Source organism: Tardiphaga sp., assembly GCF_028290495.1.
Classification (GTDB): domain Bacteria; phylum Pseudomonadota; class Alphaproteobacteria; order Rhizobiales; family Xanthobacteraceae; genus Tardiphaga.
This window is the reverse complement of the sequence record NZ_JAQGJT010000017.1, coordinates 40,461-57,630: the sequence shown is the minus strand read 5'-3', so window position 1 is coordinate 57,630 and position 17,170 is coordinate 40,461. Positions and strand designations below refer to the sequence as shown.

Sequence of the window (17,170 nt, the reverse complement as noted above, 5' to 3'; positions counted from 1 at the left end):
GGCGCTTCACGAAGAGACATCGACGGTTATCGTCGGACCTGCCCCCCGGGTACGGTTTAGACGCTTAGGCGCGGGCTGCGTCGGACGCCGATATAAAAATTTTCCGGCACCGAACTTCTGGCATGCCGGCCGGCGCAGTTATCTGCTGGCGTTCTCACGCCGGGCAGCTATAGTAAGTCCACCCGTAAGCGCGGCACTCGGGAAGCCGCACTTAGATAGCACGTTCGACCGTGATTGCTGCCGGTGGCAGCCTCGGAAGAGCAACAATCTGGCGCTGCGTTTAACACTTTTCGTGTTCGCCGTTAGCCAATGCGCGGGGCCCGCCATGCATTCACGCGAAGTCGATGGACGCGACGCAGAGACCGTATTGGTCGCGAAGGCCATTGCAGCATTCGAGCGGGCGGGCGTAGGGGACGACATCATCGTCAGCCTCGTGGAAGCGCTCAGCTGCATTGTTCGCATCGCCGACAGCGAGGAAGCTTTCTGCGTATCCCGGGCCGAGGCATCTCGCCTGGTCGAGATTATTTCTGACCTTGCTCCGCGTCTGGTCGAACAGGTCGGCACCAAAGTATCGAATGATCGCTATTTTCTAGGGATGGCCGGTGCATTCGGTATTGCATCGCTGTTCGGCCGTTCCCGGGCGGGGGCGGCCGCATCGGTCACGCCGGACCTGCTGCACGACCAGTTCGACCACGTCCTGTTGCTCATGGCCGAACTGCAGGCCATTCTCTGCATCTGCCGGATCGCAGGGCGCGGCGGACTGCTCCGCGATATCATGGCGGACCGCACGATTTCAAACATCACGAAGCATTAGGAGCGTCTCATGGACCCGATCACCCTCGCACTTCTCGGCGGCGCAGCGACCGGCGTTGGCTCATGGCTGAATGGCTCGGCGCAGGACAAGGTAAACGCTGCGCGCGATAAGGTCACGCAGGATGAGCGAGCGCGACAGCAGGCGTTGAGCGGCGAGGCCGACAAGATTAACGACGGCTCGATCGGCCGCTATGGGAATTTCGACACGCAACTGGCCGACAAGTCTTCGCAGCTGGCGAGTTTTTTCAAAACCCCGGTTACGACGCCGACCACGCCGAACACCGTCGCGGCATTGCCTCCGACGTCGGGTGGGATAGTCGATCGCGAAATCGCGGACAAGACGGGCATCGCCGACGCCTACGTGAACCATCAGGCCGACAGTCTCGGCAATCTGCGCTCTTTCGGCGATCTGTTCGGCGGCATCCAGCGCAGCCAGGCGCACGACGCGACGATGGTTGGTCAGCTAGGCGGCTTCAAGAGGGCCTCGTCAGGCGTCGAAGCGCTCGAACTCGACAACGCCAACCGCGCCGGTAACAGCCAAAAGATGTGGGCCGACATCACGACCGGGCTCGGCAAGGTCGGCCTCACGGCGGCATTGGCCGGGCATTATCAGCCTGACGCGATCATCAATGCGGACGGCTCCATCGATGGCGCGATCGGCCCGACCTCGGTGGGCGGAAAGCCGCTCGTCGGACAGGTCGATGGTGCGGTAGGGCCGACGTCGCTCGGCGGACGGGTATTAATGGGACAGTCGACGAAGCTGGGCAGCAACACGACGCCATTTCTGACCTACGGCCGTTAAATTGCCTTCATGGATGTTAAGAGGTTGGTGCTTGAGGGCGCTTGTCACGGGTGATACAGCTCAAAAGGTTTCGATCGCGCGCATCGAGCGGTACACGCGACATCAGCCGCTTGCACTCTGAAGCCGACCGGATCGAATAAGTGTAGCCATCAGCCCACCCTGGCGGCGGACCGTTCGCCCCGGAATAAAGCTGCGTGTCGCTGTATATCTGATCAACGGCCTGAGCGGTCGGGACCGAGCTAGGCACCATCAACGCCGCTACCAATCTTTGTTTCATCGCTTGTCCTCTGGTCTTCGATAAGCGCTCTTCGTGGACATCAACAATCCGACCATGCTTCGCTGAGCACTTCCGCTGCATAGGATAAGGCGAGCAAGCCGACGTTTAACGGGTGAGCTGTTGCGATGGCCCCGCCGCGAAAAGTTGTGGGGACCGAATAGCTAACGGACCGATCGATCACATCTGTCAACGCGACGTGTGGGTCTACGACGTCAAAATGGACGGTCAATTCAGTAGCATCATTGGGGCTGATCGGCGTGACGCCCACTTCACGAATTTGCTCGGGTTTCTGTTGCGTCACGTCCGCAATGCCGTGTTCGTCCGCATTCCTGGCGTGCAGAAGGTACTTGAGCAGCGGGTCAGTTTTCCGGAACGTTGCCACCCTGCCATACCACGCATCGCCGGGCCCTCCGGCCGCTGCGGCGATCCGGTGGAAGATGCGTTCGAAGTTGACCAAAAAGTATGCCCAATGCATCTCAATTTCATCGAGGTGTTTAGTAGCGCCAAGGTCGACCAGACATTGATCTGCTCGATCGAAAACGGTCTGGGCACGTTGCAGTAAAGCTCGGTCCATAGGATGAAGCTCCGAGGTACGATGGAGGCGACTGAGCCAAATGGCCTCGGTGCGATCTTATCTCACGGCCCGGCCTGGCGGCAACGCGGGAACGGCCGTCGCATCGGCGCGCGCGGCGGGGCGCCCGAGCGCAAGGTCGTGAGGCCACGCACGGCATGACGCCGGCAGAGTTCTCGGGCAGGTCGCAGCAGCAACCGACACGCGGACGGCCGCCGCCGCCATTCTGCCGCCCAAGCCGCTCACCGGTGGCGAGGGCGAGCTTGTGGATGCGATCATGCGTATCGACAACCGCGACATCGGTGCCGGCTCGGGGCTGGTGCGCCAGGGGCTCGCTGATCGGTACGACGCCACGGCGGGCCGGCTTGTTGGCGGGGAAAATCAGTACGGCGGTGCGCGCTTCGCGAAAGACATCGCCGGCACGCCACAGAGCGAGGCGAATTTGAACGCTGTCACGGACGCGCTGCGTGTCGGGCCGTGGCAGCCGGGCGGCCCGCCGCCTTCGGACTTGCAGAACCTTGTCGACGTGCTGCGTGCGACCGGGATGCGCAAGCCGCAGGGGAGTGCGACCGAATTCAACCGCCAGATCACGCACGACCTGTCGGTGGCACCGATCAGCGCGGAAGCCGCGATGGCTGCAAAATCAGCCGGGCTGTCGATTCCGACCGGCATCCGCGATCGGGCGAAGCGCGCGTGGCTTGGCCGCGGGACGACGGCCCTGTCCGATATGTTCCTCGCTCCGGACAGCGTTCAGCAAATCCGCGATATTTCGGCACGGGCTGCACAGACACCGATGACAGATGCGATGCTTCGACAGATCATTCAGATGTCGAATGAGACGAGGGCCGACTGATAGTCGAAAACGATGGTTGCGAATCGGCCGCCCGTGCCGGCTCATACCACTGGACCTGAGGCGTTGGGGTCGGAAAGTTGGCGGGATGATAGCGTTTGAAACCACCGATGTCACTCGCATGAACGAAACAGACGTGCGCGAGACAATAGTGCGGCCGCTTTTAAACGCTCTCGGATATAGGCACGGCTCACAGGCAAATATTCGAACGGAGTGCCCGCTTCGGTATGATCGCGTTTTTCTAGGGCGTAAGAACGCGGAGAAGGATCCGGTTTTGAGAGGGCGGGCGGATTACATATGCGAAGCGACCCCCTACGGCCGCTGGGTAGTTGAGGTCAAGGCGCCCTCCGTGGACCTTACCGAAGACGATGTGCATCAAGCTCACACTTACGCTGCGCATCCGGAAGTAGGCGCTCGATACTACATGGTGACCAACGGTCGCCAATTTGTGCTGCACCAAACGGGGGCGCCGCACGCTCCTCTTCTGTCATGGGCCATCGAAGAAACTGACGATCGCTTCTACGCGCTCGAAAATATACTTAGCCCACATGCTATGCAGCGGGCTGCGGCCGTCAGGATCGACTTGGGAAGGTCGCTGGGTCTTCAGCTTGGCTCGTCAGCTCGAATTGTGGGCGGCTCAATTGTTTACGACGGCCACGAAACCGGATTGCCTCAAACCTCTGCGGCCTTTGCCAAGCTCAAGGGCATGAGATCTGCTGTACGAGGGCAGACAATAATGCGCTCGGCCGACTTGATTGAACTGCGGGTGGAGCTGGAGCCTGCGTTCGGCGCGTTCGACGAATTGAATCGATCGCTCGGCTTCATCCCGATGATTTTCCGATCGACTGACGCTGTTCTGTCCACCGACAGCGAGAAGCCATCCATTTTCACAGGCATCCTCAACATTACAATCCCACAAGGTACTCGGCTCCCCGAAACACCGGTGACGCCCGGCGGGGTTGTGCCGGTTGATTGCCAAGTGAATTATTTCAACAAGGCGGTGGGCTATTTAGTTGGAGATCGCATCCGAGGGATTTTTGAGATTGAACAAGAATTTGTCTTCAAAGCGGGCGGCGTATCCCCACTGTCAGTGAGGGCATTCGGCCAGTTTGACTTGCAAATTATTTGAAGATCCGCAGGCAGCTAATGCCATTTCATGCCTCGGCGTCATCAGGTGGTTCAAGCTCCTGCTTGAGCAATTGCCGACGAACAAGCAGAGCGCCGACGAGATCGTGCATATGGCGTGGTTCAACCCGGACGTCGCTGCATATCTGCTGGAACGACCGGTCAAGAATGCCAACGTGCCGGCCTACAACATCAACCTGCGCCGGCTGCTGGCGGCGGACAATGCGGTGCGGGAGAGCGCTGATTAGGCCCTAGGACAGCAGCCCGGCCTTAGGGTAGCGTTTCACCATCGTCCTTCATTGCGCCGGCTCACCGAAGACTCCTTTGTGGCCAAATGCTCGCAGGATCGACTCCGTCGTCGCCGTACCGCTCAAGATAGCTTCGAGTTCAGTAAAATAGGCCGAGAAACGATCAATGGCATCGCGAGTTCGATCGGGATAATCGACGAAGTGAATTCGCAATGCCTTTTCTAAGTGGCCCCATCTCCCGCACAAAGCCATTACCAGGTCCTTTTCTCTGGCAGCGAGTCGGATGGCGCCCCCGTCTGGCTCGTGCGTCAATCGGAGCAGTAAATTCATGAGCTCTTTTCCGAACAAATCATCGGGTGTCGACAATATGCGCAACTGTTGCCGACCCAAGACAACGAGCTCTTGTAGTATTTTTTCCGATTCCAACTTTTCCTTCTCCCTCCTCGGGGGGTCGAGAAGGAGTTTGGCTAAACGTGGTTTGATCAAGGCCTCAAGCTTAGGCCAGAACGATTCAAAAACTGTTTCGAGCTGCTTGTCCGGCCTCGCTTCGGCTCCTGCCGCCTGATTGACCGTTCTCATTAGCCTGAGCATTTCGTCTTTGTTAAAAAGTGTCGCCTGAAACAAAGCGAGAGGCTGGTCGATATCCGTTTGTTTTAGACTAAAAAGTATTGGCGCAACTCGTCCCTCCGCGACCGACTTGGCGATCGCGCCGGCCTCGAAGTGGAGCCAAGTAGAACTGGTATTTTCGGGCGTCATGATTAGAATGCCGAAGCTACTTGTTTCCAGCTCGTGACGAATGGATGACGACCAATGCGTTCCTTTTTCGATGTCCTCCGATGACATGTAAGGCTCAATTGTCTGATTGATCAACGGTAACCACTCGCGAAAATCGCCGGCGATTTCCTTACTGATCGGGCCAGACCAACTAATAAACAGCTTCATGCGTCTCTACCACTCGAGGTTAAAACAGTCGTGCAAGCCGAGCACTTCCGGCACGCGATGGCGCAACTACGCGCGGTTCTGCGATGCACTGAGGTCGAACGGCGTCGACGTCGGGTTAATCCCGTTCAGCGAGAGTTAGCCGTTCCCTTCGTGTGCGGACCGACGAATTGCCCGACGACGCGGCATCCTTGGCGTTAACGCAGCTACCGACACCGATTCTAGAACCCGCTTCTCTCTACTGCCTAGAGCGATGGCTCAAACGCTCTCATAAGCGCGTGAGAATACGATGCTTGCTCTTTTCACAACCATGAGAAGTGTCAGAAAGAAGTGGGCATATATTGCAAATCCCGCTGCCGAGACCCATGCACCTTTCCAGTCCATAACGTAGGCGGCCAGAAAAATTGTCACGAAGCATACAGACAGCAGGATGAGGTATGAGACGTTATCGTTGAGATCTTTCATGAGCTCAAATCGGGTCATATTGACCTCGTCGAATTGCTTTCGCTTTCTTCTATCTTCGGGTGCTGAGATCGGTCTGAGTGACACATTGTACAGCGCGACCTGAACGCTCAGTAAAAGAGCCGCAAAAACCGAAAATGCCGTGATCGATTGACCGAACGCGTCTTTGCTTATCGCACCGCCGAAATAGCCGAACAGTGCCCCGGTCACCAGTGGCGCACCAAAAAAAACTGCAACATCGGACCATAGAAATGTTCCGCCGTCGTCGCGGAGCGAATTCAGATGCGACATGACTATGCTGGTTATGTTGATCTTCTGCATACCTAGCCCATTCCAGCGTAAAACTCGTCCATCAAACCATCGACCTCAGCGCAAATGCTTTCGAATGTAGGATGGCCAGAGGGAGCTCTGTTCACATCGTCCGACACATCGATAAGTCCAGCGTCGTAACCGGATCCATAGACACCGACGGTGCGGCGTTTGCTCCCAATCTTGACGTCAGCTTTGACGCCCTCGAATTGTTGTCCCTCAAACGTCACAAATCCCTTCTGATCATCGAAGCGAGTTCGCAGCTCTTTGTAAGTCGAAATAGACGACCCGCGCCGCCTAGCCCTCAAAGTTACTTCATATTCGACTTCATCGATAGGACGCCCGAGCAAATACTTGTCGGCCTTATCTTTCAAAGCCCTCGGCTTTAAAAATGTCACCGTTTTTACAGGTGCCATATCTAGCATGGACGCTGCCGGTGCGACCGCGGCGAATGTCAACGTGTACTCCGGGTACTGCTTTTCAAAATCAGCCGTCATTGCAGTGCGAACGAACGTGACGCACGATCGACCTTGGAACGACTGAAAAGCCATCAAGGCGTACTTAGTTTCGTCTGGCGCCCAGATCTGAAAATATAGCGGTATCTCTTCCAGATCGGTCGCTTTCCTGTTGTACTTCTCCTTGCGTGTTTTTACGTCTTTGAACTTGCTTTCGAAGCCGTGCGTTCCATAATTGATGTAGCCGTGAAGCACACGATCACCATTCGACTCGTGTGTCTCGAAGAACCAAGTCCGAGATTCGGAAGTCTCGACCGTCGGGGTTGCCTTTGCGGTCACAAAAGACTCAGCAAATTCGAGCAGGTCACACGGCGTTGCGCCGACTCCAACTACCATGAATGTTTTGTCGGCCTTACGTCTGACACCGACGCGGTAAAATCGCAGCCCGATCGCGAACGACATTCTCATCCCCCTAAGTCCCGAACAGACGGAAGTCAAAAAGTCGATTCGTGTCAATCAGCGGGTGTGTTGCAGTCGAATTTAGCTTTGCGCGGGAAATTGATACCTCGGCTCATGTGCGCGCTGGTGGGCATCCGTTCACCAAAGAAATGCGCGCTTCGTGGTTGCGTCGATCAGCGCCTTCGACGACGACGGCATGCCCACCGGGCCAAGGCGAGTTCGCGGCCCCCGTCGGCATTGCGGACGATCGGCGCGGGGTAGTCGGGAAAGATGCCGGGCATAGACGGCAAGTTGCCGGCGCTGTCCTTGATGACCTTGAACAGATCGCGGATTGCGGCCTGGCCCTTCGTCATCGAGTAGAGATTGCACATCGGACCGCCCCTCAGTTATCGCGCGCTTTCGGAGCACCGATCTGGCCGCCCACCTGCGCGCTTGCACGCCCGGTAGGCCCACGGCACCACCCACTGGCCACCCCACATGCCGTCGCCTGTTCGCTCGGCTTCCTTCTGGGCGACAGCGTACTTGCCTTTCGAATATTGGGGGTAGTCCAGAGCGAGGCCGCCGCGCACCAGCCATGCCGCTATGTCGTCGCCGGCGACGGTGCAGGTCGCAACCGATCGGCCGTAGCGGTCGGTGTCCCGTTGCATGCACGACAGCGTCCTGGAGCTGATGAAGTCGGATAGCGCCAGCGCCGCCTTCTGGCCGCAGCGGTACAGCTTGCCGTCGTCGTCGCGACAGGTCTGGTCGCTTTCCGGCGCGTCGACGCCGAACAGCCGGATGCGGGTGCCGCGAATTTCCAGCGTGTCGCCGTCGATAACGGACGCTTGGCCGGCGATGGTCTCTTGGGCGGTGGCCATTTGAGGGGAGGAGGCGAGAAGGAGGAGCAAGACAAACGCGGTTTTCATGTTGCAATCATAGCATCATTCCGGCGGCGCGTCGGCGTCCTTCGCCTCAGCCTCGGCAAGCTGACGCTCGATGTCGGCGGTAAGATTCCTGAGACGGTCTTGCGTGGTCGGATCGGCCGCGCCGTTTGCGAGCCGGCGAGACTGTTCCAGCCGGCGGTAGAGTTCTTCGCGATGCGTGCTTTGGACCATGTATGTCCGCTCCCTCACGAACCTACGAAACGGACCCAAAAAAGTTCAATCTCGCGCCGTCGAATCCTTGACTGGAAGAACGGCAATCTTTCGATCTAGGTGCCAGACCTCGACAGCATGCTTTTCGACCAGCTTCTCGGCGATCTTCAAGGCCTGCTCGTCGTTTTCTGCCACGATGGTTTCGGATGACTTGAAGTGCCCGTCAATGCCAACGATGAAGGCGCGGTAGTCGGTCATGGTTTCTCGCTTGCGGCCGAGCCGCTGGCTATCTGGAATATGGAGCGAGTTCGCTCTTGGCTCGCGGCGGAAGTGCCAATTTTCGACGAGTCTCGCGAATCGTGGGGAACGACAGTCCAAGGTTGCGGGCTCTGATGCGCACGGCTGACATCGAGCGATTGAGCGAGCCGGCGGCCTTGACGATCGAGACGCCTTGGGCGGCAAGCTGCATGAGTTGCTCGTTTGGCTCCGCGCCCCATGGCGAAATTATCGGCGGCCTCGCCATCAGCTTCCCCTGAATCAAATCGAGCTCTTCGGCAGCGCACTTCTAGTTTAGTCTGTCGAAGCCTGTACGCAAGCGACCATCATGGGTCGGAAGAGAGCCTTTGAAGCGACGTCACGGGTGTTCGTAGGACGGCCAGCAGCCGTCGTCCTCGCGGACGCCGGTCCGTTGCTGGCAGCCGTTGTCCAGGAGCTTCATGCCGACGTCCTTCCAGATCGCGTGAGGTCCATAGAGCCGAACCGCGTCGGCGGCCTGGATCTCCACGATGCGGTCGCACCGCCGGCAGGAGACCCGCAGGATGTGGCGCGGGATCTCGGACAGGCGCCGTTGCTGGATCGGAACGCCCGCTCGCTGGTGAGCCTGTGGGCTGCGAAGCACCGCATCCGAGTATTCCTCGGGCATCGCGTCGGCGGGCCCGAGGTCGGGACTCGGAGCCGCCGTCGCCCCGCGGCGCGCTGCCTCGGCGGGCCAGCTTTTCCATCTGTTTCGGCGTCGGCATGCGCCAGCTCGCAGGTCTATCGCTCATGCCCTAAACTAGAACGTAACGAGAACATAAGTCGAGTCCATTTCGGCGGCGTCCAGTTGGAACTCAGGCGTGGCTTCTGAATTATCGGCGCCGAAATGCTCACAACTCGGAGAGAGGTATGGCAAAGCTCCCGACAAAAAATTCCTGGACGCCTCAGGAAATCGAGAAGCTTGAGCACTTCATCGCATCCGGTGCACGGCCGCCCGCGCGGCCGACGCGCTCAACCGCAAGATCCTTGCGGTGCAGGTCCACGCCCGCCGGCTGGGAAAACCGCTCCAACCATGCGAGCGACAAAGCGGAAGCTGGAGGCGACCGTTCTCGCCGCCGCGGCTCTGAAGCCTGCCTGACGGAGCGGCTTGGCTGCGGCGCAACGCCCGGCGCGGCGATCATGCGACGAGGTCATATTTGCCTGCAGCTTGCCGCGCAGCAACTGCACGGCGTCCCGGAAACAGGTCTGGGACGCATCGGAAAAACCGATCAGCGCCCGCCAGCCGTCATCGACACCATCACGCTCATGCGGCCAATCGAGCGGGCGGCGTGGGCACGGATGATTTCCTCGAGCTCCGCCCTAGTTTTCGTAAGCTTCGTCATGCGCGATCGATGGTGGCCAAGTCAGATGCTGTCTAGAAGTATTCTAAGTTGCTTGTTATGTTTTATCCCGTGGCGATATCGGTCCGTCCTTGCGATGCGTCATGCAACGACGCCCGCCGCGCCTCCCGCCGCTGAAGACGAAGCGCCGACATGCAAAGATTGAGCGAGGACATCGGCGGGACCAGAGGCGGCAGCCTTTTGGCGAGCGCCGCCCGTTACTCCCCCCAAACTGTCACGTTTTAACCGAGAAAAGTAACTCAGAGCCCCGTGTCATTTGGGTGTCCAAACCGCCCCTGCGAAATCGGATTAAAGCGCTACATTTCCGAAAGCCAACGTTACAGCTTCCAATCGATCGACTATTCGTCCGCAATCTTTGTCCATGCACCACTCGGGGCTTGCATGTCGCGGTGAAACGAATTTGTATCCCAATCTAGGCATCTCCGAATGTCCCCGCTCTTATTGAACGTGCAGGCTTCTCGCCGGACGATCTTGTCGTTCATGTCCCGAACGACCTTTAGCGCAACGTCCAATCCATCTGAATTTTTGTATATAACTGCGTTGTAGCAACTCTTGAATTCAGGCTGGCAAGCTCGAAGAGTTTGTGGCTTTCCATTATTCTGTTCGGCTGATCTGGTAGCCGCCAGATCAACCATGCGTTCCCAGGTCGGTGGAGCAGCGGCCTTTGCTGCCGACGGCAGCTGCATCGGGGCTCCCGGCTGGAGTTGAGACGCAGGGCCCGCGGTCGCCGATGACGCCGCCAGCTGCGCCGGCTTCCCGACCATGGTGGTCCCCATAGACTGCAGGTCGGTCGGGCTGAGCCAAACCATCTCGCTCGGTGGGGTGACCACCATCCGCCCGATGATCGCCGGCGGGACGCCAAGTTCCTTGGCGACGCGAGCCATAGACACTGTCGCCGCGCCGGATTGGACCGTCTCCTCGCCAGACTTGTCCGAAGCGCCGTGCACTCCAATCCTAGCCGTATAGTTTGCGTACTTCGCCTCACCAGCCGCGAAGACGAGAAAGCACGCCGATGCGCACGTCGCATTTTGACCGACGTTGGTGATGATCTTTCCGAACCGGACCGCCTCGGCGAGGCGAACTCCCTCTACCAGGTTGCCGCCGATCGAATTCAAGCGGATGCTGGTAACGAGCTTTCCACTGTCATTGGCCACTTTGACTGCAGCGTTGAAAGCTTCAGTGTCGCCGGCAGCTATCTCGCCAAAGATCGAAACAACGATCCGGCCGTCTTTGAGGGCGGATGACTTCACTTCCGCCGCGACTGCGTTGGTCGCAGCGCAGATCACGAATGCCGCGAGCGAAACTTTCCTCGAGAACATGAAATTGCTCCCTATCGATCAAAGAGTCATGCGCCCGCTGGTCCCTGGGCGACGTCCACGACGTGCCGATCAGACCCGACGGTGATGATGATTGTGTAGGACTTCTGGCCCCCGGCTTGGTCCGTTGGCGGCGCAAGGTGCAGCTGTCCGCCGTACCACTCCCCAGGCATCAACGTATTGTCCTTGATGACAGCCTGTTCGAGCTGCGCCATGTTGCGCTGCCCTTGTTCGATCGTTGACGCAAACATGGCCTCGTTTTGTGCCGCGGCATTGCCCTGAGCGATCGCCGCCGCCGTCGGGCTGTAGAATGTGCCTGTCCGGCCGTTCGGCGTCGTGTACGAACCATAACCTGCCCGTGAGGCGCTATAAGCATTGGCTGCGCCGGCAACGCCGGTGAGAATCGCCATGGCAACCTGCCGGTTCTTCTCTTCCTGCTGCAGCATCTCGAAAGTAACGACCTGCATTTGAAAGTCCGAGGCACCGACACGCTGGTTGGCTTCAACCTGTGCAACGCGGAAATCAATTGGGCCGCGGCTCAAGTTGTTGATGCCGACGACGAAAACGGGGCGGCCATTTGCCTGGAGCTGGCGGGCCGCCGGGCGAACGAGCACGACGGAATTCTTCTGGCGAGAAACGAGGGCCGGCTGACCGTCGCGCATCATTGCTTGCTGATTTGGATTGGAGCTCTTGAACTGAACCGTTTCAGTATTGGTGGCACAACCTGTCAGCGCGGCGCTGAGCGCCACTGCCATCAAAACACGCATATTGAAAAATTCCCCAAGAAAGCGCCATCCAAGCGCAACCTTGGGGCGAGAGCAAGGGGATGCGCCTCAATGCCCTAAGCAATTGTGAGATGAAAGTGTACGCATCGACTTGTCCGCGAGGGACTGCTCGGTCGGTTCGCGGTGAAGCGTTTGAGCAGGAACAACGGGCAGCAAGTAAAACTTTCATTGCAACGAAAAAAGCAACGAAAACGAGGCCGGACAGGGGAATGAGCGCTAAACCATTGAAATGGTTGGTGCTCCCTAGCGGAATCGAACCGCTCTCTCCACCGTGAAAGGGTGGCGTCCTAACCGATAGACGAAGGGAGCAAAAGGTGACCGTCAAGTAATCCGAAGAGAATCACCAAGGCCGCCATTTCGCGAAGTTATCACGAACATTACCGCGACATCAAAGCCTTGAAGGCCGCGGGCTGCGCCGAACCGGGTGGAGTGATTAGCGGCAGCGGCCGAACGTATAGTGGCGTTTGTCGGAGGGAGCAAGCGCTCTGCCACGATGATTTCACAGCATTTTTGAGGAGCCCGAATGGCGGTCTTTTTTCCGCTGCATCGCGGTAATTCTGCTAGAAACGGGTCGGAATTTCTGGCCGTGGAGTGATGCGATGGCGGTGACGAAGAAGCGAGACGTCCGGCGCTCGGTGCAGCAGGCCGGCTGGATCACGCTGGAAGGCGGATTCGCCGCCCGGCCGTGCACCGTACTGGACCTCTCGGCCACCGGCGCCAAGATCGTGATCGACGACCCGACCTCGGTAACAACCGCCAAGGTGCGGCTTGCCTTTACCCGCGACGCGCGGACCGGGCGCAATTGCGAAGTGGTGTGGCGCCGCGGTAAGACGCTCGGCGTTCGCTTCTCCGGCTAGGCCGATGCGCCCCGACATCTTGATTCCCGTGCTGATGGGCTGCGCGTTGCTGTGGTGGATCGGCCGCGGCATCGGCTGGGCCTTGAAGCTGATGATCGCCGCGGTCACGCTGGCGCTGATTGCCGCCGTGCTGCTGGTCGAACGCGGGCTGCCTTAGCCTCACGACATCGGCGGCGCGACGAATTCCTGGAAGGCCGGGCGAATCGAAATCAGCGCGAACCATTGTTCGAGATGGGGCAATGCCGGGCGCGTGACGCCCTCGACGCCGAACCATCGCCGCGCATAGGCGCCGATCGCGATGTCGGCGAGGCTGAAGCCTTCGCCTTCGATGTATTCGCGGGTGGCCAGTTGGTGATCGATGATTCGCCACTGCACGGCCGCGGTGTCGGCGGCCTGCTGCATCGCCGCCATATCGCGCTCTGCGACCGGCGTGCGCACCAGCCCCCAGAACAGCGGCCGTTCGACCGGCTGCAGCGTTGACAGCGTCCAGTCCAGCCAGCGCTCGATGCCGGCGCGGATTTTCGGCTTGGCGGGATACAAGGTGGTCGCGCCGTGGCTCAGCGCTATATAGCGCAGGATGGCGTTGGATTCCCACAGCACAAAGTCGCCATCGACCAGCGTCGGCACGCGGCCGTTCGGATTCATCGCGAGATAATCGGCTTCGGTATTGCGGCCGAATTGCATGCCGGCGTCGATGCGCTGGAATGGCACGCCGAGTTCGCGGCAGCACCACAGCACTTTCTGCACATTGACAGAATTGGCGCGGCCCCAGATCTGCAGCGATGTCGATTTCGATGTCGGGTTCGGCATGATGGGCCTCGTGATAGCGTTTGGTGGAGACCGGAGTGGCATCCCCGGCGGCGGCTTCGCAACCTACCGCACGCCGGCGCAAAAAAATCAGGCCCCGCGCGAGCGGAGCCTGATTTCTGATTCGTCCGACTTAGTTCAGCGGCCGAAGAACAACCACAACAGAATGATCACCGGAATCGGCACACCGATCAGCCAGAGCAAAAGTCCGCGTCCCATTGTCGTCGCCTCCATGATTGAGTTCTCATCATAAACGCATTACGGACGATCGGGTTCCACCGTCGGAGCCCGCGTTTTCTACCAGTGGCCGGTGTTGACCATCGACAGCCAGGGCTCCTGCGGCGGAAGCGCGTTGCCCTTCTGCAGCAACTCGATCGAATGCAGGTCGGGCGATCGGATAAAGGCCATCATGCCGTCGCGCGGCGGGCGGTTGATGGTGATGCCGAGCTTCATCAGCCGTTCGCAGGTCGCATAGATGTCGTTTACTTCGTAAGCGAGATGGCCGAAGTAACGATCCTCGCCGTATTTTTCTTCGTCCCAGTTATAGGTCAGCTCCACCAGCGGCGCGCCGCGGCCCTCGACCTTGTCGAGCAGCGCCTGGTCGTCGGTGGCGCACAGAAACAGCAGCGTGAACCGCGCCTTCTCGTTGTCGACGCGGCGGACTTCCTTGAGGCCGAGCGCCTCGGAATAGAATTTCAGCGCGGCGTCGAGGTTCCGGACGCGAAGCATGGTGTGAAGGTAGCGCATGTCGGTCTCCAGGCAGTGGGGGGTAGGGCGCTGGTTAGCAGATACGGGCGAGGAGGGGCAGTGGGCGCAGCTTGCGCCACGCCGGGAGCATCTGGACAGGCCTGCGACGGCGCGATGCTCAGGTTATGGTCGTCGGTCGTCGATGTGAAATATCGAGCAGCGCGCCGGGAAACCGGACGGCATTGCCGTCCTTGTCCAGCGTACATTTGCCGTGCGCATGGACCCAGTGCGTTTCGCCCTTGGTGACGATTCGGTATTCCCTTGAAAACAGCTGGCCCCGCTTGGCCTTCTCGATGTCGACGATGACGGTGTCGAGGTCGTTGGGGTGGATGGCGTTCAGCCAGACGTTCAGCGGTTGGCCGCGTGCGGCGTCTTCGGCATCGACCCCGAACATAAGGGCGAAGCTGCTGTCGCTGTAGATCTGGTCGTTGACGACGTCCCAGTCCCACACGCCAACGAAAAAATCCTCGATGCGTGAATCTGTCCCGCAATGGCGGAGATCGGTTTCTGCGGCCTTCAGCGCCGCCATTCGGAGGATCTGGGCCAGATCGTCATCGTTCGCTCCCGTCGCGATTTCGGCAAGCTCTCGACATGTTTTTGACAGTGGTCGCCCTACAATCATCACGACCTCCGGAACCAATCTTCGGCATCAGCGTAAAATAGGCGTAAAATGTGTGCGGTAACAAGCCGTACCGAGCTTGAAATTGAAATGCCAACGTTATCGAGGTTTGTTGTGTGGAGGTTTGGAAGAGCGTCTGACGAAGAGGCGCTGCAGATGGTGTTGGCATACTTGCGAATCAACGACCCGAAGCGTCGCCGCGAATTGCTCGATCTGGCAGAAAAGTATGCCAGCGAGACCGCCCCGGTGGTCCAGGACAATCACGATCACGATAAAAAATAGGCTTTGTCTTGGGCGCAGTGCTCGCACCAGCGGGACAGGCCTGGCGATCTGAGGGGGGGGGGGCGGGAGGACGCTGCCTGTCAGATAAAGAACGGCCAGATCGTCAGTATCACCATCGCGCCGATGCCGAGTTGAATGAAGACCTGGATGTTGCGATCGCGGCGGGGCGAATCCGCGAGCGATTTGCCGGTCATGAATTCGTACAGCAGGTGGCGGTTGGACATCGATAGGCTCCGTTTCAAGCCACATAGAATCGGCGCCGCGATTAGCCGTCAACTGAAACCGGCTGTGAACACCGGGGAAGGATTCGGACAGGGGTTTTGAACCTGCCGCGCCGTCCGCCGCACTCATTCACAACGGCTGCCCGCAACTTTGTGCGGCGGGGCAGAAAGCTCGCGACAGGCGGCGGCTGGTCGCGCCCGTGGCGTTGAAGTTAACGAGTGAAAATGGCTTCGTTCAAATTCGCTGCGCCAAGTAACGTATAAAACTTAGGTTAAAACCGGAGTTTGATTGCCGTCCCCCGCACAACCTGTATGTGTCGTTATGGCGAGGTGCATCATGTCCAGTTCGTTTCATAATGCCGACAAGCAGACCCACCGGCGCGTCATGATCGTAGGCGGACTGTTTTGCGCAGCCTTCGTGCTCATCAGCTTCTTTGCCCGCGAGCAGCCGGATAATACCTACGCGCTGCAAAAGGCCGACCGGATGGTGCGTACTGCGGGATCGCCGCCGCCCGTCAAATAAGCTGGCGCTAAACGTTCGGGTAATTCCGCGGCAGGATATGCACGGACTTGATGGGCAGCTTGATGATGCTCTCGACGGCGATCGCGACCTGCCAGGGATATTGCACGTCGATCGCAGCAGCGGCGTCTTCGGTTGGTACGGAGACATGGGCGATGTCTTCGAAGATCACGCCACACTCGAACCCGAGAAACAGGGCGTCATAGATTTCGGCGCCCAACAGCATGTTGAGCCTTGCCTGGATCGCCAGCTGCTGGTCGCGGGTCGGGAGCATTTTGGCTCGACAATACATGGCCTAAAAAAACGTGGCCTGAACACAGCTACGCACAGGGAAGGCCCGCGTTTCGCGTGGCGGCATTTGCCGAACGGCTGCAAAGAAATTTATTCAAATATCAATACTAAATGTCATTATCGGTAACGACAAAATCCTGTGATTTCAATCGGTAAGCGACACGCTGGGTCAACCGACGCGCGTTTGTCTACATTCCAAGGCAACCGGCTGCCGCTTCAGTTTCGGCTTGCCACCAGCCGCAGCCGTGGTTTGAGCGTGTCGTCGAGTTGTTCCGCCAGTCGGAGAACGCGGGGATCCCTGGAGCTCGCGGCGCAGAGCGCATACTGACGTACCGAGCGCGTCAGCGCCTCGCGTTCCTCGCGGGTTCGCGTCACGCTTGGATGCGAAAGCCGCATCACCATCTGACCGAGCTGCACCAGTAATTCGTCGATGATGCCGTCGATTTTCTCGATGTGTTGGATCATGCCCGTACTCCACGCTACGTGCTGCGTCGCTTCACGACGCGGACGCAGGATGCGTCGGCAGGGCAATCGCGGCGGAAGCGGCGCGTTCCGCGTGGGTGCGGCCCATGGCTAACGTTGCGTAAACGCGGCGTAATCAGCCGTTTACAGCGCGGCACTGGAACCCGATCCTAAAATTTGGACGCCCCCTGAAACCATCAAAAATAGCGCGCGTTATCTGCGTGA

At 59.0% G+C, this 17,170-nt stretch carries 27 protein-coding genes, 1 tRNA gene and 1 pseudogene; 11 read left to right on the top strand and 18 right to left on the bottom strand.

From position 1 onward, the window contains the following. Positions 1-325: 325 nt before the first annotated feature. Together JWQ24_RS02290 and JWQ24_RS02285 are read left to right on the top strand one after the other, a co-directional pair. A complete protein-coding gene (locus tag JWQ24_RS02290; protein WP_299803824.1) occupies positions 326-814 on the top strand; it encodes a hypothetical protein in 489 nt (162 codons plus the stop codon). A gap of 9 nt (positions 815-823) precedes the next feature. After that, on the top strand, positions 824-1,615 hold the full coding sequence (locus tag JWQ24_RS02285; RefSeq protein WP_299803823.1) for a hypothetical protein: 792 nt from the start codon (positions 824-826) through the stop codon (positions 1,613-1,615). Between the two features lie 317 nt (positions 1,616-1,932). Here JWQ24_RS02285 and JWQ24_RS02280 read toward each other — a convergent pair whose 3' ends face one another. Then, positions 1,933-2,466, bottom strand: a complete 534-nt coding sequence (locus JWQ24_RS02280) for a hypothetical protein (RefSeq protein ID WP_299803821.1) — start codon at positions 2,464-2,466, stop codon at positions 1,933-1,935. Between the two features lie 274 nt (positions 2,467-2,740). Between JWQ24_RS02280 and JWQ24_RS02275 the strand changes: the two genes are divergently transcribed. The 3 genes from JWQ24_RS02275 (at position 2,741) to JWQ24_RS02265 (ending at position 4,686) form a co-directional block, all read left to right on the top strand. Continuing rightward, complete coding sequence (locus tag JWQ24_RS02275; protein WP_299803818.1) at positions 2,741-3,316, top strand: hypothetical protein; 576 nt, start codon at positions 2,741-2,743, stop codon at positions 3,314-3,316. Next, positions 3,264-4,442, top strand: a complete 1,179-nt coding sequence (locus tag JWQ24_RS02270) for a type I restriction enzyme HsdR N-terminal domain-containing protein (RefSeq protein ID WP_366521407.1) — start codon at positions 3,264-3,266, stop codon at positions 4,440-4,442. Before JWQ24_RS02275 ends, JWQ24_RS02270 begins: the two co-directional genes overlap by 53 nt. 70 nt (positions 4,443-4,512) lie before the next feature. Further along, complete coding sequence (locus JWQ24_RS02265) at positions 4,513-4,686, top strand: hypothetical protein (protein ID WP_299803815.1); 174 nt, start codon at positions 4,513-4,515, stop codon at positions 4,684-4,686. A gap of 48 nt (positions 4,687-4,734) precedes the next feature. Here JWQ24_RS02265 and JWQ24_RS02260 read toward each other — a convergent pair whose 3' ends face one another. The 8 genes and pseudogenes from JWQ24_RS02260 to JWQ24_RS02225 form a co-directional block, all read right to left on the bottom strand. Beyond that, a complete protein-coding gene (locus JWQ24_RS02260) occupies positions 4,735-5,628 on the bottom strand; it encodes a TIR domain-containing protein (RefSeq protein WP_299803814.1) in 894 nt (297 codons plus the stop codon). Positions 5,629-5,883: 255 nt separating this feature from the next. Further along, the gene (locus tag JWQ24_RS02255) at positions 5,884-6,408 is read right to left on the bottom strand and encodes a hypothetical protein (RefSeq protein WP_299803812.1); all 525 of its coding nucleotides are present in this window, start codon (positions 6,406-6,408) and stop codon (positions 5,884-5,886) included. Positions 6,409-6,410: 2 nt separating this feature from the next. Next, positions 6,411-7,313, bottom strand: a complete 903-nt coding sequence (locus tag JWQ24_RS02250) for a hypothetical protein (protein WP_299803810.1) — start codon at positions 7,311-7,313, stop codon at positions 6,411-6,413. 147 nt (positions 7,314-7,460) lie between these two features. Further along, positions 7,461-7,681 (bottom strand): annotated as a pseudogene (locus tag JWQ24_RS02245) (SOS response-associated peptidase); the annotation flags it as partial. A gap of 15 nt (positions 7,682-7,696) precedes the next feature. Further along, positions 7,697-8,167 carry a thermonuclease family protein gene (locus tag JWQ24_RS02240; RefSeq protein ID WP_299803809.1) on the bottom strand — a complete coding sequence of 157 codons (471 nt, stop codon included), beginning with the start codon at positions 8,165-8,167 and terminating at the stop codon, positions 7,697-7,699. A 63-nt stretch (positions 8,168-8,230) separates the two neighbouring features. Next, a complete protein-coding gene (locus JWQ24_RS02235; protein WP_299803806.1) occupies positions 8,231-8,404 on the bottom strand; it encodes a hypothetical protein in 174 nt (57 codons plus the stop codon). Between the two features lie 45 nt (positions 8,405-8,449). Further along, positions 8,450-8,641, bottom strand: a complete 192-nt coding sequence (locus JWQ24_RS02230; protein ID WP_299803804.1) for a hypothetical protein — start codon at positions 8,639-8,641, stop codon at positions 8,450-8,452. Between the two features lie 376 nt (positions 8,642-9,017). After that, positions 9,018-9,305: a hypothetical protein gene (locus tag JWQ24_RS02225; RefSeq protein WP_366521406.1), complete on the bottom strand. Its 288-nt coding sequence runs from the start codon at positions 9,303-9,305 to the stop codon at positions 9,018-9,020. 242 nt (positions 9,306-9,547) lie between these two features. Between JWQ24_RS02225 and JWQ24_RS02220 the strand changes: the two genes are divergently transcribed. Continuing rightward, positions 9,548-10,183: a hypothetical protein gene (locus JWQ24_RS02220; RefSeq protein ID WP_299803801.1), complete on the top strand. Its 636-nt coding sequence runs from the start codon at positions 9,548-9,550 to the stop codon at positions 10,181-10,183. Positions 10,184-10,376: 193 nt separating this feature from the next. Here the strand turns inward: JWQ24_RS02220 and JWQ24_RS02215 are convergent, their stop codons facing one another. The 3 genes from JWQ24_RS02215 to JWQ24_RS02205 all read right to left on the bottom strand — a co-directional run bounded on the left by JWQ24_RS02215 (position 10,377) and on the right by JWQ24_RS02205 (position 12,448). Next, entirely contained in the window at positions 10,377-11,357 is a 981-nt protein-coding gene (locus JWQ24_RS02215; protein ID WP_299803798.1) for a hypothetical protein, read from the bottom strand. A 26-nt stretch (positions 11,358-11,383) separates the two neighbouring features. Next, positions 11,384-12,121, bottom strand: a complete 738-nt coding sequence (locus tag JWQ24_RS02210; protein ID WP_299803796.1) for a hypothetical protein — start codon at positions 12,119-12,121, stop codon at positions 11,384-11,386. 252 nt (positions 12,122-12,373) lie between these two features. Beyond that, a tRNA-Glu gene (locus tag JWQ24_RS02205) sits at positions 12,374-12,448 on the bottom strand. Between the two features lie 290 nt (positions 12,449-12,738). Between JWQ24_RS02205 and JWQ24_RS02200 the strand changes: the two genes are divergently transcribed. Next, entirely contained in the window at positions 12,739-12,996 is a 258-nt protein-coding gene (locus JWQ24_RS02200) for a PilZ domain-containing protein (RefSeq protein WP_299803793.1), read from the top strand. A 4-nt stretch (positions 12,997-13,000) separates the two neighbouring features. Continuing rightward, positions 13,001-13,153, top strand: coding sequence for a hypothetical protein (locus JWQ24_RS02195; protein WP_299803790.1), 153 nt, complete (start codon positions 13,001-13,003; stop codon positions 13,151-13,153). A 2-nt stretch (positions 13,154-13,155) separates the two neighbouring features. On the opposite strand, the gene JWQ24_RS02190 is transcribed toward JWQ24_RS02195, so the two are convergent. After that, positions 13,156-13,806 carry a glutathione S-transferase family protein gene (locus JWQ24_RS02190; protein ID WP_299803788.1) on the bottom strand — a complete coding sequence of 217 codons (651 nt, stop codon included), beginning with the start codon at positions 13,804-13,806 and terminating at the stop codon, positions 13,156-13,158. Here JWQ24_RS02190 and JWQ24_RS02185 point away from each other — a divergent pair. After that, positions 13,805-14,056 carry a hypothetical protein gene (locus JWQ24_RS02185; RefSeq protein ID WP_299803784.1) on the top strand — a complete coding sequence of 84 codons (252 nt, stop codon included), beginning with the start codon at positions 13,805-13,807 and terminating at the stop codon, positions 14,054-14,056. The two genes, JWQ24_RS02190 and JWQ24_RS02185, sit on opposite strands and share 2 nt — an antisense overlap. 44 nt (positions 14,057-14,100) lie before the next feature. On the opposite strand, the gene JWQ24_RS02180 is transcribed toward JWQ24_RS02185, so the two are convergent. Then, positions 14,101-14,550, bottom strand: coding sequence for a VOC family protein (locus tag JWQ24_RS02180; RefSeq protein ID WP_299803781.1), 450 nt, complete (start codon positions 14,548-14,550; stop codon positions 14,101-14,103). Positions 14,551-14,668: 118 nt separating this feature from the next. Beyond that, on the bottom strand, positions 14,669-15,079 hold the full coding sequence (locus JWQ24_RS02175) for a PAS domain-containing protein (RefSeq protein WP_299803778.1): 411 nt from the start codon (positions 15,077-15,079) through the stop codon (positions 14,669-14,671). Between the two features lie 141 nt (positions 15,080-15,220). Here JWQ24_RS02175 and JWQ24_RS02170 point away from each other — a divergent pair, with 141 nt between their 5' ends. Continuing rightward, complete coding sequence (locus JWQ24_RS02170) at positions 15,221-15,451, top strand: hypothetical protein (protein ID WP_299803775.1); 231 nt, start codon at positions 15,221-15,223, stop codon at positions 15,449-15,451. Between the two features lie 80 nt (positions 15,452-15,531). On the opposite strand, the gene JWQ24_RS02165 is transcribed toward JWQ24_RS02170, so the two are convergent. Then, positions 15,532-15,675 carry a hypothetical protein gene (locus JWQ24_RS02165; RefSeq protein WP_299803773.1) on the bottom strand — a complete coding sequence of 48 codons (144 nt, stop codon included), beginning with the start codon at positions 15,673-15,675 and terminating at the stop codon, positions 15,532-15,534. Between the two features lie 334 nt (positions 15,676-16,009). Here JWQ24_RS02165 and JWQ24_RS02160 point away from each other — a divergent pair, with 334 nt between their 5' ends. Beyond that, complete coding sequence (locus JWQ24_RS02160; RefSeq protein ID WP_299803771.1) at positions 16,010-16,195, top strand: hypothetical protein; 186 nt, start codon at positions 16,010-16,012, stop codon at positions 16,193-16,195. A gap of 7 nt (positions 16,196-16,202) precedes the next feature. On the opposite strand, the gene JWQ24_RS02155 is transcribed toward JWQ24_RS02160, so the two are convergent. Then, positions 16,203-16,466 carry a hypothetical protein gene (locus tag JWQ24_RS02155; protein ID WP_299803769.1) on the bottom strand — a complete coding sequence of 88 codons (264 nt, stop codon included), beginning with the start codon at positions 16,464-16,466 and terminating at the stop codon, positions 16,203-16,205. A gap of 233 nt (positions 16,467-16,699) precedes the next feature. Then, positions 16,700-16,948 (bottom strand): hypothetical protein, encoded by a 249-nt coding sequence (locus JWQ24_RS02150; RefSeq protein ID WP_366521405.1) that lies wholly within the window; start codon positions 16,946-16,948, stop codon positions 16,700-16,702. Positions 16,949-17,170 lie beyond the last annotated feature (222 nt).

Coding starts and splice junctions, on each gene's coding strand:
- JWQ24_RS02290 (WP_299803824.1), top strand. CDS start 326: ATGCATTCACGCGAAGTCGATGGACGCGACGCAGAGACCGTATTGGTC.
- JWQ24_RS02285 (WP_299803823.1), top strand. CDS start 824: ATGGACCCGATCACCCTCGCACTTCTCGGCGGCGCAGCGACCGGCGTT.
- JWQ24_RS02280 (WP_299803821.1), bottom strand. CDS start 2,466: ATGGACCGAGCTTTACTGCAACGTGCCCAGACCGTTTTCGATCGAGCA.
- JWQ24_RS02275 (WP_299803818.1), top strand. CDS start 2,741: ATGCGTATCGACAACCGCGACATCGGTGCCGGCTCGGGGCTGGTGCGC.
- JWQ24_RS02270 (WP_366521407.1), top strand. CDS start 3,264: ATGCGATGCTTCGACAGATCATTCAGATGTCGAATGAGACGAGGGCCG.
- JWQ24_RS02260 (WP_299803814.1), bottom strand. CDS start 5,628: ATGAAGCTGTTTATTAGTTGGTCTGGCCCGATCAGTAAGGAAATCGCC.
- JWQ24_RS02255 (WP_299803812.1), bottom strand. CDS start 6,408: ATGCAGAAGATCAACATAACCAGCATAGTCATGTCGCATCTGAATTCG.
- JWQ24_RS02250 (WP_299803810.1), bottom strand. CDS start 7,313: ATGTCGTTCGCGATCGGGCTGCGATTTTACCGCGTCGGTGTCAGACGT.
- JWQ24_RS02240 (WP_299803809.1), bottom strand. CDS start 8,167: ATGGCCACCGCCCAAGAGACCATCGCCGGCCAAGCGTCCGTTATCGAC.
- JWQ24_RS02235 (WP_299803806.1), bottom strand. CDS start 8,404: ATGGTCCAAAGCACGCATCGCGAAGAACTCTACCGCCGGCTGGAACAG.
- JWQ24_RS02230 (WP_299803804.1), bottom strand. CDS start 8,641: ATGACCGACTACCGCGCCTTCATCGTTGGCATTGACGGGCACTTCAAG.
- JWQ24_RS02225 (WP_366521406.1), bottom strand. CDS start 9,305: ATGCCCGAGGAATACTCGGATGCGGTGCTTCGCAGCCCACAGGCTCAC.
- JWQ24_RS02220 (WP_299803801.1), top strand. CDS start 9,548: ATGGCAAAGCTCCCGACAAAAAATTCCTGGACGCCTCAGGAAATCGAG.
- JWQ24_RS02215 (WP_299803798.1), bottom strand. CDS start 11,357: ATGTTCTCGAGGAAAGTTTCGCTCGCGGCATTCGTGATCTGCGCTGCG.
- JWQ24_RS02210 (WP_299803796.1), bottom strand. CDS start 12,121: ATGCGTGTTTTGATGGCAGTGGCGCTCAGCGCCGCGCTGACAGGTTGT.
- JWQ24_RS02200 (WP_299803793.1), top strand. CDS start 12,739: ATGGCGGTGACGAAGAAGCGAGACGTCCGGCGCTCGGTGCAGCAGGCC.
- JWQ24_RS02195 (WP_299803790.1), top strand. CDS start 13,001: ATGCGCCCCGACATCTTGATTCCCGTGCTGATGGGCTGCGCGTTGCTG.
- JWQ24_RS02185 (WP_299803784.1), top strand. CDS start 13,805: ATGATGGGCCTCGTGATAGCGTTTGGTGGAGACCGGAGTGGCATCCCC.
- JWQ24_RS02190 (WP_299803788.1), bottom strand. CDS start 13,806: ATGCCGAACCCGACATCGAAATCGACATCGCTGCAGATCTGGGGCCGC.
- JWQ24_RS02180 (WP_299803781.1), bottom strand. CDS start 14,550: ATGCGCTACCTTCACACCATGCTTCGCGTCCGGAACCTCGACGCCGCG.
- JWQ24_RS02175 (WP_299803778.1), bottom strand. CDS start 15,079: ATGGCGGCGCTGAAGGCCGCAGAAACCGATCTCCGCCATTGCGGGACA.
- JWQ24_RS02170 (WP_299803775.1), top strand. CDS start 15,221: ATGTGTGCGGTAACAAGCCGTACCGAGCTTGAAATTGAAATGCCAACG.
- JWQ24_RS02165 (WP_299803773.1), bottom strand. CDS start 15,675: ATGTCCAACCGCCACCTGCTGTACGAATTCATGACCGGCAAATCGCTC.
- JWQ24_RS02160 (WP_299803771.1), top strand. CDS start 16,010: ATGTCCAGTTCGTTTCATAATGCCGACAAGCAGACCCACCGGCGCGTC.
- JWQ24_RS02155 (WP_299803769.1), bottom strand. CDS start 16,466: ATGCTCCCGACCCGCGACCAGCAGCTGGCGATCCAGGCAAGGCTCAAC.
- JWQ24_RS02150 (WP_366521405.1), bottom strand. CDS start 16,948: ATGATCCAACACATCGAGAAAATCGACGGCATCATCGACGAATTACTG.